Consider the following 13,844-nt stretch of genomic DNA (forward strand, 5'->3'; position numbering starts at 1 on the left):
TTAGAATTACACATACAAATTCTATCGTTTTCAAGTTGTATGTAATTTAATATTCCATATTTTGATAAATCGATTTCTCTACGTCAGGAAGAACTCTGTATATACTCTTACCGATTAATGATTCTAATTCATTCTTAATTGTGTAGAAACCTTTCCAATGTAAAGAGGAATGAGAGGTTGTTCCATGTCGTAAACCAACTGAAATCAATCTTTTTTCAAGAGTAGTAAAGCCTTCCGCATCAGCAAGTGCGTCACAAAGGGTAATCACCTTATTGTATAAGTCGTAGTCACTGTTTTTATTCAATATTTCAATTAATCTGCTTTCCATATAATCAGGAACAAGGCCCCACTCTGCCGCGATATCTAAATGCTCATTTTTGCAAGGAAATGAATGCGTCACACATATAATGGCGTTTCCTGTATACCCTAAATTATTCATATACATATAACCATCATAGGAATGAATAACAGATTTTAGTAAAACCTTTATATCTTCCTATATCATGCAGGAGAGCAGCGTTGTATGCTATGTCAGTATCTAGATCGTACCCATTATTAATAAGTTCAACAACTATCTTTTCAGTTGCAAGGGCAACATTACATGAATGTTCGAACCACGGACCTGGGTTTTGTTCATATGCCCACTGGAGTAATTCTCTTGCATATGTCCTATCTAATATATATTTCATATAGGTATCCTTTCTCTAAAAAATTATATATTTAATAATTTCATCTTAGAATTTAATTTTCCTTCTTTAAAAGTTGTTACAATGAAATAAAAGGGGGAAAAGTAATGCGAAATTTAGTAATTGAAGAAATTAAGCAACTAGAAAATGATATTGAAGAGCTTTCTAAACTATTGAAAACTGTAGTAGATGATGGGGCGTCAATTGGTTTTTTACCTCCACTTGAACAAAAAGAAGCAACAAATTATTGGCAAACTGTATTAGAACCAGAAGTGATATTGTATGTTGCTAAAATAAACAATGAAGTGGCAGGAAGTGTTCAATTACATTTAGTTACAAAGCCAAACGGAATCCATAGAGCTGAAATTTGTAAGTTAATGACTCATCCAAACTTTAGACGTAACGGCATAGGACGTTCACTTATGAAAAAAGCAGAGGAACGAGCAAAGCAAGAAAATAGGTCTCTTTTAGTGTTAGATACTAGAGAAGGAGATCCTTCAAATAAATTGTACAAATCATTAGACTATCGAGAAGTTGGAAAAATACCGGAATATGCAATTTCTCCAAATGGTGAGCTAGATGCAACGGTAATTTATTATAAAATGATTTAGTTTTTTTATTTGAAAAGAGGGATAATTTCAAACGACATGTTTGTTATTATGTCTGTGTATTGATTTGTAAAAAAAGATTGATAATTTCAAACAATGTTTGATACAACCCTGTATAATAGTGTTTTTCTTTTGACCCTTTACCTTCATCTGGAATGTTTAATTTAAAGGGACAGTCTGTACAGAGTTTTAACAGTTTTTTTTAGATTTTGATTTTGAAGTCATTTGGTGAATATTAAAATGTTAATCTAAAAAATGGAGGTTGTTGTGATGTTGAAACTGTTTCAATATAACTGGCAAGTTCGTGATGATTGGTTTACATTGTGCGAAGATATGTCGGCTGAAGAACTATTAAAGAAACGGGTTGGTGGATTTGGTAGCATCCTACATACCCTATTTCACATTGTAGATGTGGAATATATGTGGATTTTAGGTTTGCGAGGTGAACCAGTGCCTGAGGAGCCATTGTTTGAAGATTATGCTAGCTTGCAAAAAGTGAAAAATCTTTCGGATCAATACCACGAGAAAGTGAAGCCATTTGTGACATCTTGGACAAATGAAATGGATTCTCGGAAACTTTCAGAAACTGATTTCAATGAAGAACCGATAAGCTCTAGAGACGCCCCAATCAGGCGCAGAGTCATTGAATGTACACACGGAGAGATAATACGTCATGTCATTGTCCATGAAATCCACCATATCGGCCAGTTATCTATATGGGCACGTGAAATAGGAAAGGAGCCAGTTTCCGCAAATCTGAGAGGAAGAGGGCTATTCGATAATTAGACTGCCTTTGCCAATTTCGCATTTAACAACTTAGTGCAAGTACCACCTTTATTTTAACGAAAAGATAACTTTTGACCATCTAAATTATTTTAGATGGTCTTTTTTTGTGAAAACGATGAAAAATATAGAAGAAACTGCAATTATTTATAAAAAAATGTGTCTAAAATATTGTCATATTTGCTTCTTTAAGATATCCTTTTCATGAAGAGGTGGAAAACATGGAAAAAGTACTAGTTTTCGGGCATAAAAACCCAGATACAGATGCAATTTGTTCTGCGATTGCTTATGCAGAATTGAAAAAAGAATTAGGAATGAATGCTGAGCCTGTACGTTTAGGTGAAATCAGCGGTGAAACTCAATTTGCGTTAGACTATTTTAAAGTAGAAGGACCGCGTTTTGTTGAGACAGTTTCAAGCGAAGTGGACAATGTTATTTTAGTTGACCATAACGAGCGTCAACAAAGTGCTAACGATATCGAATCTGTTCGTGTGTTAGAAGTTATTGACCATCACCGTATTGCTAACTTTGAAACAAGCGATCCTATATACTACCGTTGTGAGCCAGTTGGTTGTACAGCTACAATCTTAAACAAAATGTACAAAGAAAATGGTGTTGCAATTCGTAAAGAAGTTGCAGGCTTAATGTTATCTGCAATCATTTCAGATTCTTTACTATTCAAATCTCCAACTTGCACAGAACAAGACGTAGCAGCAGCTCGCGAATTAGCGGAAATCGCTGGTGTAGATGCAGATAACTACGGCTTAGAAATGTTAAAAGCTGGTGCTGACTTAAGCGGAAAAACAATGGAGCAATTAATCTCCCTTGACGCTAAAGAATTCCAAATGGGTAACGCGAAAGTTGAAATCGCACAAGTAAACGCTGTTGATACAAACGATGTTCTTGTACACCAAGCGGAACTTGAAAAAGTTATCTCTACCGTAGTAGAAGAAAAAGGTTTAGACCTATTCTTATTCGTTGTAACTGATATCTTAACTAACGATTCTGTCGGTCTTGCGATCGGTAAAGCAGCAAACGTTGTTGAGAAAGCATACAACGTAACATTAGAAAACAACACAGCTACTTTAAAAGGTGTTGTATCTCGTAAAAAACAAATCGTACCAGTATTAACAGAAACATTCCAAGCTTAATATTATTGAGTATGGATAAACAGAAAGGACAAGTAGTCGGATTGGCTGCTTGTCTTTTTTATTATTAAGTTATAGACGATCCTATTGGATGGAAATAAAGAAGGATAGCAATAGCTATCCTTCTTATCGTTTATTCATAAGATCGCTTTTTATTTATATAAAATGTAATGATAGCAGTAATAATGAAAACAGGTATTGCGTACGCTTGCCCAACAAAGAATTTCCAACCTACAGTATTATAGCCGTCAGATGCTGGAAGGATAATCGCGATGATACAACCAATAATATAAGCGAATAATGCTGGGAGTATATTTTTCATACGTAATCACCTCCTTCTTATAATATATTTGCATATTGTACTATTTAATAGCGGTTGGAAGATTAATTGTACTCTTCACAAACTCACTAAAGGATGGGGTGTATGTATGCTGTATGAAAGTGACTTTAGTACGGTGTGTTTATGTAATAATATATATGCTTAATCAACTGTTCTAAAAGAAATCAAACTAAATATAGAAAATAATGTGATTTTTCCTTTCGGGATTATTATATATTATTCTGTAAAAAAATGTACTGAAAAATTTTATATTTCATAAAAAAGATAGAAGTGAGGTAAGAAATAACGATGAAAAGGTTATGCATAATTCCATGCGGAAAGAAGAAAATTTGGGATAAGTACTCAGATTACGGAGAGGCAGAGGCAAAAGATGTATATATTAGTCCATTCGGAAAAGCATGTCAGGCGTATGCAACTGAGTTTTTTGAGAATTGGGTTATATTATCAGCAAAGCATGGATTTTTAAGGCCAAATGATATTGTAAAGGAAAACTATGATCTTGCATTTGATTCAAAGAGTAATGAGATTATTAACATAGAACAATTAAAACAACAGATGATTGATAAAGGCTTACTTCAGTTTGATGAAATAGTTTTACTTGCAGGGAAGAAGCATAAAAAAGTTGTGACGAAGCTATATCCAGAAGAAATCATTACATATCCATTAGAAGGGTGTAAAGGAATTGGATATATGTTGCAGAGGTTGAAGGGGGCTGTGGAAGGGCATCAGGAAATATAGGCATGAATTAGTACTTGATTCAAATTATATCACATTTATACATTTAAATTAGACTATTAAACAAGCCGTTTTATACTTTCAATCATAGGATATGATGAATTCTATTTTATATTAGGGGGAATCATATTCATGTGTAATAATTGTGGTTGTAGACGTAGAGATTGTAATAGATTTTGGGATGATTTAATGTTTGGTAGATGTAGACGCAGAGATTTTGATGATTGTGGTTGTAGACGTAAACGTGACTGTGATTGTGATGATTGCCGTCGCAATCGTAAACGTGACGACGATGATGACAAATGCCGTAAGTGGTAAATTTCTTTGAAAGAGTACTTTGAAGTAAAGTACTCTTTTTTTGTATGAACCTTTTAAATTCCATTTTGAACGGATTTTTTTTCTATTTCCCATGAATCTTGCTTTTTAATTTTTAAAGATACATGGGTACCGTTAGCTTCTTTATAAAAGATATATCCGTGATTCGATTTTACGTAAGTTGAAGGTTCACCTATGCAATCTTGAGAACAAGATGTGTTAATAATTTCGATTAATGATAATTCACTCGGATCAGTTTTACTAGCATCTATAAGTGTATCAAGGTTCGTTTTGCGAAAGCCTTGTAAGTTTACATGGAAATTCTTTTCTATTTCTCCAGTAACGCTAGTATTCATTACTTCCACTGAATTTTTCTTTTCTAAAAGAAAACCATTTCCATAAAGGGATTTTGTATATCCAAGCCACGCGATTAAAAATAGTATAAAAAATACACCAACTGTTCTAAGTTTTCGAAGCCGTTTACTTACGATTGATTCTGAATATTTCATTCAGCCTAATCCTCCAATGTTTTTATTTTAAAGTATGCTTGGGTACATATATTTAGAAGGAGATGAAAGTTAGCGGGTTACTGATTCAAAAAAAGAAAGCATCTGAAGTTAGGTGCTTTCTTTTTGAATACTGTCCGCTATCTGTTAGTTACTTGTTTCATTAGAGGTCTTATTTCTTTAACAGGTGGTTTTTTATCATAGGCATCAACGTAAGAAAAGTAATAATTTAAATTTCTAAGAAGTCCCTTTCCTATTTTAGCGCTTAAGAAAGGGAATACTTGCCCAGTATAATCATCGAGAGATTTACAGTAGTATTTTTCATCTAAGTATATGCTGTATTTACATGTTAGTTCTACTAATGAGTTACCGTCATCATCAAATACTTCTTTAGAATCAATAATGTCTATTAATGCGAATTTTTCATTCAGATAAACTTTTTTCTTTTTCTCGTGCTTATTTGTGAGGATAAATACGAGACCAATTGCGTTAATCAAACTATTTCCTCCTATAAAAAACGGATATTAATAAAATATATCGATATAAGCTAAATGTAAAGAGGAGAGGTGTAAAATGTAAACTAGATAGAAACAATAATAAACCGATTTGCAGACAAATCGGTTTATTATTGAAATACTTGCGGAAATTGTTTTACGATTGCGTCTGTTATCATGTCGGCCATTTCTAATGCTTCTTTTTCAATTTTATCGTAAAGTTTTACTCCTGCTTCATAATCTTTATTTAGGAAGGCAAGTGCTTCTGCTTTCGTTAGTGCTAAATGTTCATAAAACATTTTTCTGAATTCTTCTTTATCTATATAGGGGTTGATACTGTTAAGAAATTCAGTAATTTCATCACCATTAGCGTACCATTTCTTCTCTATAGCGGTAGCTGCATTTTGATCACCAGCTTTTGCTGCTTTCACAAGATCGGCTGCAATTACTAAATGATCTTTAATTAATGCACTATATTTCTTTACTGCATTCTCGCCATAGAAGGGCTCAAGTGATAGTCCCATATGTGTTGCGTTTTGTAAAAGCCGTCCAACAGTAACATTAACATCTGGTAAATTAAATACAATACTTATAATAGCTAATCTCGTCCAAGCGACGTGTTGTTCCCATAAAGAACGCATATATCCTTTTAAAAAGTTTTCGTTTTTACTAACTCGGTAATTTCGTACAAATGAATCAAAGTTTCCATTAGTAATATGATAAGGGGAGTAATACGATTGCCAATAAGTATACATAAATAGTTACACTCCTTTGAACATGTATATCTCACAATATGATAAACGTTATTTTTAAGTTACGTGTCCAAGAGTTTTTTTGAGAGTTGGAAAAGGAGAGAGTTAAAGGGGAATAAAAAACACACTTATGATATATATGAATCAAAAGAATTTTAAAATAATAGAGGTCCTGCAAGGGAAATTGCAGGACCTTAAAAAGGGTATTGCCGAGATGTCGGACTCGACTACGTAATATTAACATAAAATTTTTTCGAAATAACCTGGTAAATGTGTCCAAATGAAAAGAGGACTATTTAAAGTAAAAGGAATCTGCTTCCCGCGGCAGATCCCTTTTACTAGATAATGTTGATGAGCAAAAACTCATCTAGAGTAACTTCATAGTAACAAATGAAATTCACTTTGTGTATTGAGAAAAAAATCAATTGCTTGTATGAATGTAAAGGATTTATATTTTGCTTTTTGGGATTATAATCATTTGTGGAGAGCAGAATAGGGTTCTAAAATGGAGAAAAGACTTTTCAATCAGGTTACGATATATAAGTATAAAAAAGACCTGCTAATTTAAGCAGGTCAACATAAGGGGTTTATCCAACAGATTATTATATAGGATAACAACTGTATTATAGTAAGTCTATAAGTTATATGTTGAGAAAATTTGTTTGAATGATATATATTTGGCACATGTATTAACGCCTAAAAAGTTGAGAAAGGAAATTAAATAGTTTTTTATAAGAAAATAAAGGCTGATACTTATAAAATGATTCATATTTCCACGCATCCTTATTAGAGAATTGGAGTTGTTTATTTGACGCTTTAGGTTTGTTGGAATTATTGTAACGACGCTTCATAATTTAACCTCCTCAAATTCATATGTATACGATTAGTAGTATTCTAGGAAGGTAAATTAAATGAATATTTATTTTGAAATTCTTTCTTCTTGTGTACTAGATTTGTTTTTTATGTTGGAAAACGTAGGAAGAAAATAGAACCCAAATACTTATAAAATTCAAAGTGGCGAGAATCAGTTTGATGATATAATGGGAATAGATGAAAGATAAAGAAAAGCAGGTGACTCTTTTTTGTTTACAAAAGCACAAGAACTTTTAGCGTCTTATTTCGGTTATTCGTCATTCCGAAGAGGACAAGATGAAACAATTAAAAATGTATTAGATGGGAAAGATACAGTTTGTATTATGCCAACGGGCGGTGGTAAGTCAATTTGCTATCAAATTCCCGCGTTAGTATTTGAAGGAACGACATTAGTTATATCACCTTTGATTTCACTTATGAAAGATCAAGTAGATACATTAATACAAAACGGTATTTCCGCTACATATATTAATAGTTCTATTTCTATTACAGAAGCGAATCAACGAATTCAATTGGCGAAACAAGGACATTATAAGTTGCTTTATGTGGCGCCTGAGCGACTTGATTCTATGGATTTTGTTGATCAACTTATCGATATGAAAATCCCGATGATTGCAATTGATGAGGCGCACTGTATTTCGCAGTGGGGACATGATTTCCGCCCGAGTTATTTACATATACATCGCATATTAGATTATCTTCCAGAAAAACCGCTCGTTTTAGCGTTAACAGCAACAGCAACACCACAAGTACGTGATGATATTTGTAGCACGCTTGAAATTAATCAAGAAAATACAATTATGACAACGTTCGAGCGCGAGAACTTATCATTTTCAGTAATTAAAGGACAGGATCGTAATGCGTATTTAGCCGATTATATTCGTCAAAATCAGAAGGAATCTGGGATTATTTATGCAGCTACAAGAAAAGTAGTCGATCAGTTATATGAAGATTTAGGGAAAGCAGGAGTTTCGGTATCGAAATATCATGCTGGTATGAGCGATCACGATCGAAATGAACAACAAGAACTCTTTTTACGAGATGAAATCAGCGTTATGGTAGCGACATCCGCGTTCGGAATGGGGATTGATAAATCGAATATTCGTTACGTAATCCATTATCAACTTCCTAAAAATATGGAAAGTTACTATCAAGAAGCAGGACGTGCTGGTCGTGACGGATTAGATAGTGAATGTATTTTGTTATATTCTTCTCAAGATGTGCAAGTACAACGCTTTTTAATCGATCAATCAACTGGAGAATCACGTTTTTCAAACGAACTTGAAAAATTGCAAAATATGACCGATTACTGTCATACAGAACAATGTTTACAATCATTTATTTTGCAATACTTCGGAGAAGAACCGAAGGAAGATTGCGGCCGTTGTGGTAATTGTACGGACGACCGTGAAAGTATTGATGTAACGAGAGAATCACAAATGGTTCTATCTTGTATGATCAGGACGAACCAACGATTCGGAAAACAAATGATTGCACAAGTATTAACGGGATCGAAAAATAAGAAAGTCATTGAATTTAATTTTCATACTTTGCCAACGTATGGTCTTTTATCAAACCGTAGTGTAAAAGAAGTCAGTGAGTTTATTGAGTTTTTAATTTCAGACGAGTTGATTGCAGTTGAACATGGTACATATCCGACATTAAAAGTAACGGAAAAAGGGAAAGAAGCACTACTTGGTAAAGTGAATGTTTTACGCAAAGAACGAGTAGAAACGAGACAAATTGTTCAAGACCATCCTTTATTTGAAGTGCTTCGTGAAGTGCGTAAAGAAATTGCGCAAGGAGAAGGTGTACCTCCGTTCGTTATTTTCTCTGACCAAACGTTAAAAGATATGTGTGCAAAAATGCCACAAAGTGACTCCGAACTCCTAACTGTAAAAGGAATCGGAGAACACAAACTTGTGAAGTACGGGTCTCACTTCTTACAAGCAGTTCAGCACTTCATTGAGGATAATCCAAACTATGCTGAAACAATTAAGACGGAAGTTGTTTCAGAGCGTAAAAAATCAGGAAAAGCTTCAGCGAATTCTCATTTAGAAACATATGAAATGTATAAACAAGGTATTGATTTAAATGAGGTTGCAAAGGAACGTGGGTTATCGAGACAAACGATTGAAAACCATTTAATCCGTTGCTTTGAAGATGGTATGGAAGTAGACTGGAACAGCTTTGTTCCAGCAGAGTATGAAGCTCTAATTGAAACTGCCGTACAAAATGCAGAAGGCGGTTTGAAATCTATTAAAGAACAGCTTCCAGATGAAGTGAGTTACTTTATGATTCGTGCTTATTTACAAATAAGAAAGTAGAGACATATAAAGGGGATAGGGATATATGCATCACGTTTTTGTGTATGGCACGTTAAGAAAAGAGCAAACGAATGCTCATTATATGCAAGATGCAACATGCATCGCAGAGGAAGCATGGACGTATGGTAAATTATTTGATACTAATGAAGGATATCCGGCAATGATTTGTTCAAACGGGGAAAAGGTATATGGGGAAGTTTACGAAGTAGATGATGAGGTTTTGCAAAAGTTAGATGAACTCGAAGAATATACAGGTAATGCAGAGACTGATTTATATGACCGGATAACGCAAACAGTATATTTTGCTGGTAAAGAAATACATGCATATGTGTATGTTGCTCAGGATAAAGAGATGTTGAAGAAGATTATTGATTTTGGTGATTGGATGGAGTATCAAAGAGAAAAATAAAAAATACTTATAGTTATGAGTAATATAAAACCTGGGTAGTGAACGCTTTGTAAAATGTTCATTATTCGGGTCTTATTTGTTTTTTAGTGTCAAGGTTACTTTTTGTCCTGATCCTGTATTAGTTCATTAATAGGGCAAGAGGACTTACGAACTAAACAGTGAATATATTTAAATAAAAGTTTTGACTAAAGGAAGGTGATGACAAATGGAAAGTTTAACAATACCTGAATTTTTCTTTTTATTAAGTATAGATGATGATACAGGAACGATACAAACTCCTTATCAATCTAATATAGAAATGTTAATAATGATAAATATTTTGTTAGAACTATATCTTCAAAAATTTATTTACATAGACCATGAATTTAATATACGGAGAACTGATAAGACATCAAATATTTCTTATTTGCAACAAACTTTAGATGCAACAGAGCATTTAGGAGATAAGCATGGTATAAAAGTATGGTTAATGATGATTTGCAGTAAACAACAATTAACTCACAAACTGTATAATTCAGTACTGGAGTGTATACAGCATAAAAAGCAAATAAAGATAATCGAAAAGCGTGTATTAGGTATATCTTTTCAAAAAAAATATAATTGTCTTCAAACGAAAGATCAAATTTTTACTTTTTTAAGACAAAGATCTTTGGAAGGTGAGAGACAATATTTATCTGTGTTAACACTTTTTCTCGTTATGGATTTGAACGGAATGTTAAAAAGTAAAATATTTCAAAGTAATTATGAGTATTTGATGCAATTAGAAGAATATAACGAGCAGCTGCAGGATGTTACAATTTTGCGCAAAGTAATAAGACATGTTAAAGAGGCATTGCCTAATCTTTTAATAAGAAAGCACGTTCCATTTTCGAGTATTTAAGTTTAGTTATTTAACATACTTTATAGATAGTATCATGTAATAGAGAAGTTGCAAGGAGTTTGGTTGTAATATTCAGTTTATTTTGATATTATATTAAATGTAGTTTAAAGGGAATATTTTACTATTTTTGAAATGGTAGTGTTAAGTGAAAGGGGATTATTATGGGTATCAGAAATTTAGTTTCTAACCTGTAGTAGAAAAAACTATTACAGGAGGAGAATAATAATGAACGAATTAAATGTGAAGGAATTTTACAAAAACAATTTGAACTGTCGAATTATGATGTAAATACAGAAAGCTGGATAGAGCAGGTTGCTAAAGAGGTGCAAGAACAAGTTGGATATCCGTTTCAAACGATGTTGGAACTTGGTGCAGGGAATGGTGGATTTGCACGAGCGATGTCTAAGTTACATGTGAGAATGACAACTGTTGAACTTGTATCAGAGTTGGTTTCCTTTGCAAAAGAACATTCTAGTAGTGATATTGCCATTCATTGTGGAGATTTTTATCAAATTAACTTTGAGGAAAAATTTGATGTGGTTAGTTATTTAGATGGATTTGGTGTAGGAACAAATGATGAGCAATTGTTTCTACTAAAACGGATTAAAGATTGGATGAAGGAAGATGGATGTGCACTTATTGATATTTATCAACCTTTGTATTGGAAAAAGGTAAGTGGACAAGAAATGCCATTAAGTTCAGCTATGAGAAAATATGAATATGATAGTATAAATGAAAGAATGTTAGATCATTGGTGGAACCCTAATCAGCCTAATGAGATTGTAACACAGTCTTTACGTTGTTATACACTTGAAGAGATTAGTGATTTATGTACTAAAGCAGGTTTAAGTATTGTAGGATTCTTCCCAGGGGGAGCATTTGATTTTGAAAAATTGCGATATAAAGAGCAAGCTTCTTTACATGAGTGCTTATCGTATCGTATAAAAGTAAAAAAGAAATAAAGAATAGATTTGGCCTCTCCCTCATACACATTAAGCTGAATTTATGTGAAGAAAATTTCAAATTTATAGAATCTAATAACGAAAATAGTTGGTATACAGTGTTGGCTGAGTGCTTCTATACTCATATAAATAGCTTTGTTAGCGTCTAAAAGACTGAAAGGTTGGGTTAATGAAGAATGAGCTATGTTTTGGCTAAATGAAACACAAAGGTATACTAGCTTTTGTGAAATATATTCACTAGTTTGTTAAACGAAACAAATCTTTCTAACTAATCACTTCAAATTATTAGGCGTCATATATCATTGTATGTCCTTAAAAACTAATACTAGTTCATTTGAAATCGATAAATTTATATTAAAAACGCCATCCTTTTTGTGTCTTTCTATAAAAAGAATAGCGTTTTTTTGTTATATGGATACAAGTTTACATTATCTTAATAATAGTAATAGGTTGAGAATCTATTATGTTTAACCAATAATAAAATGACACAATTGACAAAATATACATCGGTGTTATAATGATACATTGTTATCAAGGTAACAAAATAACGTTTTTACATTAAGGGTGTTAAATTATGAAACAAAATAATGAACAAATAAATGAAAAAACACAAAAATTAAAGTTGAACGTGTGCAAACTGGTATTAGGATGGAAAAAAGAATGGTAAAAGTTTTGAAAGCGATGGCAGAGTATCATGATATTTCACTAGGCGTTCTTCTTGAAAGAATCGTTCTACATTCTTTTGAAAATAAACCTGTGTTTAGCGATGAAAGTCTTGAAAAAGTTAAAGCTATAAAAGAAGTTTACGATATGGATTATGGGCTAGAAATAAGCCGTCAGTGGAATGATTCGGATAACTAGAATATTAATAATACCATTTAGATTTTATGTAAAAGATCTATGAAATATAGAAATGAATATAAAGTATCAGGAGCGATATTAAATGAAATTTAGTACATTAACCATATTTGATAATTACCCCAATCGATTATCCCGAACACCTATACAATTCTATAATGAGGTATTAGAGCAAGCCGTTCGGGCTGAAGAAGTGAATTTTGATGGGGTATGGTTTGCAGAACATCACTTCTCAGATTTTGGTATTAATCCTTCGCCAGCAGTTCTGCTCGCTGCGGTATCTCAAAGAACGAATAGAATTCGCCTCGGTGTGGGTGTTTCAGTACTGCCATTACACAACCCTATACGAGTTGCTGAAGATTATGCGATGGTTGATCTTTTATCAAACGGAAGATTAGATTTAGGGCTAGGTAGTGGATATGCACAGAAGGAATTTGATGGCTATAATATTTCATTGGAGGTCAAAACCGAGCGTTTTAACGAGTCATTAGAAGTGCTACGTAAGGCATGGTCAGGCAAGATTTTTTCTCATCAAGGGAACTTTTATCAATACAAAGACCTTAAACTTAGTGTTCAGCCCATACAAGCTCCGTTTCCGCCTCATTGGATTGCAACCTCTAGTGAAACAGGTGTTAGTCATGTTGCTAGTATGGGAAACAATTTCATGGGGCTTGGGTTTAGTAAATCACGAGATGAATTAGCAAAGCTGATTGATACTTACAAGAATACGTATCTAAAGTCAGGACACGGTAATCCAGAAGAGCTGGAAATCCCTGTTGCATTTCATGTTCATGTTGGTGAAACATATGCAGAGGCTGAATCTAATGCGAAAGATCCGTATCAACGATTTATGAATACTCCGCGTGGGACGAATATTTCATATGAAGACCTTAAATATCAATTCAATCCAGTAATAGGAAGTCCTGATGAAGTTATTAAACAAATTCAGTCCTACCGTGAAATAGGTGTTACGAATTTTATGGCAGTAATGAATTTTGGTGGATTAGAACATCATAAAGTACTTTCATCTTTAGATTTATTTGGTAAGTATGTAATTCCTGCATGTAAGTGAAAAATTGATTGTTCCCCAAAACAAAAAATGAATGTAATTCTCATAAATAAATATAGAGAAAAAATTTGCTTTGAGGATACTTCAAAATCTTAGCTG

At 33.1% G+C, this 13,844-nt stretch carries 14 protein-coding genes and 3 pseudogenes; 11 read left to right on the top strand and 6 right to left on the bottom strand.

Annotated elements, in window-relative coordinates; genetic code table 11:
- Window positions 1-46: 46 nt before the first annotated feature.
- Window positions 47-689, bottom strand: a pseudogene (locus tag CDB3_RS10335) (HD domain-containing protein).
- 104 nt (window positions 690-793) lie between these two features.
- Between CDB3_RS10335 and CDB3_RS10340 the strand changes: the two are divergent.
- From CDB3_RS10340 to ppaC, 3 genes are all read left to right on the top strand, one after another.
- A complete protein-coding gene (locus CDB3_RS10340) occupies window positions 794-1,297 on the top strand; it encodes a GNAT family N-acetyltransferase (RefSeq protein WP_128854401.1) in 504 nt (167 codons plus the stop codon).
- A gap of 267 nt (window positions 1,298-1,564) precedes the next feature.
- Window positions 1,565-2,080, top strand: coding sequence for a DinB family protein (locus CDB3_RS10345; protein ID WP_128854402.1), 516 nt, complete (start codon window positions 1,565-1,567; stop codon window positions 2,078-2,080).
- Window positions 2,081-2,298: 218 nt separating this feature from the next.
- Entirely contained in the window at window positions 2,299-3,228 is a 930-nt protein-coding gene (gene ppaC, locus CDB3_RS10350) for a manganese-dependent inorganic pyrophosphatase (RefSeq protein ID WP_128854403.1), read from the top strand.
- Between the two features lie 130 nt (window positions 3,229-3,358).
- Here the strand turns inward: ppaC and CDB3_RS10355 are convergent, their stop codons facing one another.
- Window positions 3,359-3,547 carry a DUF4017 family protein gene (locus tag CDB3_RS10355; RefSeq protein ID WP_128854404.1) on the bottom strand — a complete coding sequence of 63 codons (189 nt, stop codon included), beginning with the start codon at window positions 3,545-3,547 and terminating at the stop codon, window positions 3,359-3,361.
- A 306-nt stretch (window positions 3,548-3,853) separates the two neighbouring features.
- Here CDB3_RS10355 and CDB3_RS10360 point away from each other — a divergent pair, with 306 nt between their 5' ends.
- Together CDB3_RS10360 and CDB3_RS10365 are read left to right on the top strand one after the other, a co-directional pair.
- Window positions 3,854-4,303 (top strand): DUF6884 domain-containing protein, encoded by a 450-nt coding sequence (locus CDB3_RS10360; protein ID WP_128854405.1) that lies wholly within the window; start codon window positions 3,854-3,856, stop codon window positions 4,301-4,303.
- A 129-nt stretch (window positions 4,304-4,432) separates the two neighbouring features.
- On the top strand, window positions 4,433-4,618 hold the full coding sequence (locus tag CDB3_RS10365; RefSeq protein WP_113734882.1) for a hypothetical protein: 186 nt from the start codon (window positions 4,433-4,435) through the stop codon (window positions 4,616-4,618).
- 53 nt (window positions 4,619-4,671) lie between these two features.
- On the opposite strand, the gene CDB3_RS10370 is transcribed toward CDB3_RS10365, so the two are convergent.
- From CDB3_RS10370 to CDB3_RS31625, 4 genes are all read right to left on the bottom strand, one after another.
- Window positions 4,672-5,124 (bottom strand): hypothetical protein, encoded by a 453-nt coding sequence (locus CDB3_RS10370; RefSeq protein WP_128854406.1) that lies wholly within the window; start codon window positions 5,122-5,124, stop codon window positions 4,672-4,674.
- A gap of 137 nt (window positions 5,125-5,261) precedes the next feature.
- Entirely contained in the window at window positions 5,262-5,618 is a 357-nt protein-coding gene (locus CDB3_RS10375) for a cytoplasmic protein (protein WP_128854407.1), read from the bottom strand.
- 128 nt (window positions 5,619-5,746) lie between these two features.
- Window positions 5,747-6,370 (bottom strand): acetylglutamate kinase, encoded by a 624-nt coding sequence (locus tag CDB3_RS10380; RefSeq protein ID WP_128854408.1) that lies wholly within the window; start codon window positions 6,368-6,370, stop codon window positions 5,747-5,749.
- Window positions 6,371-7,056: 686 nt separating this feature from the next.
- A complete protein-coding gene (locus CDB3_RS31625; RefSeq protein ID WP_179139689.1) occupies window positions 7,057-7,218 on the bottom strand; it encodes a hypothetical protein in 162 nt (53 codons plus the stop codon).
- A 231-nt stretch (window positions 7,219-7,449) separates the two neighbouring features.
- Between CDB3_RS31625 and recQ the strand changes: the two genes are divergently transcribed.
- The 6 genes and pseudogenes from recQ to CDB3_RS10410 all read left to right on the top strand — a co-directional run bounded on the left by recQ (window position 7,450) and on the right by CDB3_RS10410 (window position 13,748).
- The gene (gene recQ, locus CDB3_RS10385) at window positions 7,450-9,567 is read left to right on the top strand and encodes a DNA helicase RecQ (protein WP_128854409.1); all 2,118 of its coding nucleotides are present in this window, start codon (window positions 7,450-7,452) and stop codon (window positions 9,565-9,567) included.
- A 25-nt stretch (window positions 9,568-9,592) separates the two neighbouring features.
- Window positions 9,593-9,976 (top strand): gamma-glutamylcyclotransferase family protein, encoded by a 384-nt coding sequence (locus CDB3_RS10390; RefSeq protein ID WP_128854410.1) that lies wholly within the window; start codon window positions 9,593-9,595, stop codon window positions 9,974-9,976.
- Between the two features lie 205 nt (window positions 9,977-10,181).
- Window positions 10,182-10,856 carry a hypothetical protein gene (locus CDB3_RS10395; protein WP_128854411.1) on the top strand — a complete coding sequence of 225 codons (675 nt, stop codon included), beginning with the start codon at window positions 10,182-10,184 and terminating at the stop codon, window positions 10,854-10,856.
- A 225-nt stretch (window positions 10,857-11,081) separates the two neighbouring features.
- A pseudogene (locus CDB3_RS10400) lies at window positions 11,082-11,818 on the top strand (class I SAM-dependent methyltransferase).
- A gap of 574 nt (window positions 11,819-12,392) precedes the next feature.
- Window positions 12,393-12,679, top strand: a pseudogene (locus CDB3_RS10405) (hypothetical protein).
- 82 nt (window positions 12,680-12,761) lie between these two features.
- Entirely contained in the window at window positions 12,762-13,748 is a 987-nt protein-coding gene (locus tag CDB3_RS10410) for an LLM class flavin-dependent oxidoreductase (RefSeq protein WP_128854412.1), read from the top strand.
- Window positions 13,749-13,844 lie beyond the last annotated feature (96 nt).

The organism is Bacillus sp. CDB3 (assembly GCF_002081505.1).
Lineage (GTDB): Bacteria > Bacillota > Bacilli > Bacillales > Bacillaceae_G > Bacillus_A > Bacillus_A cereus_AT.